Source organism: Streptomyces murinus (assembly GCF_002154555.1).
GTDB classification, from domain to species: domain Bacteria; phylum Actinomycetota; class Actinomycetes; order Streptomycetales; family Streptomycetaceae; genus Streptomyces; species Streptomyces murinus.
In genome coordinates, this window is sequence record NZ_MUNF01000662.1 from 1 (window position 1) to 622 (window position 622).

General features: G+C 72.5%; 1 pseudogene. It reads left to right on the top strand.

Annotation, left to right across the window (positions count from 1 at the left end):
- Positions 1–56: 56 nt before the first annotated feature.
- Positions 57–622 (top strand): annotated as a pseudogene (locus CCN72_RS32525) (two-component sensor histidine kinase); the annotation flags it as partial.

Genomic DNA, 622 nt, shown 5'->3' on the forward strand with positions numbered 1-622 from the left:
CCCCCGAACCCAGCGATCCCCTCGAACGCCCCGAACCCCCCTCCGAGCAGCTTCAGATCCGGGCGCTTCAAGCCATGTGCCGGCAAGTCTTCGGGTTTCGGTTGGCCATGATCGGTGTAGCGGCGCCCGCGGCCCTGCTGCATGCCGCGCCCGGGGTCGGGGTGCGGCTCGTCGGGGTGGCGGTTGTCGTCGCGGTCATGGTGTCGTACGTCCTGTTCCGGGACTGGGAGCGATTCGGGCCGTTGCTGTTGCGGCACCCCGCGCTGCTCGCCGCCGACACCCTCATCGGCTCGCTCCTGCTGGTCTCGGCCGGGCCGGACACCACGCTTGCCTACGTCGGCGTCTGCACCCCGCTGCTCGCCGGGCTGCTCTACAGCTGGCGCGGGGCGGCCTGTTTCGCCTCGCTCCAGGCGCTGATCCTGTTCGTCGTCCACCTCACTCTGAAGGCCGACAGGTCCGCCCCCGTGGCCGAGGCGCTGCTGCTGCCCGGTCTCTGTGTCGTCGCCGGGGCCCTGGGCTCGACCCTGCGCGGTCTGATGCTCCGCTTCGGCGCCGCCACCGAGGCGCTCACGGCCGTACGGGCACGGCTCGCCGCGGCGGAAGCCGTGCCCGTACGGCCGTG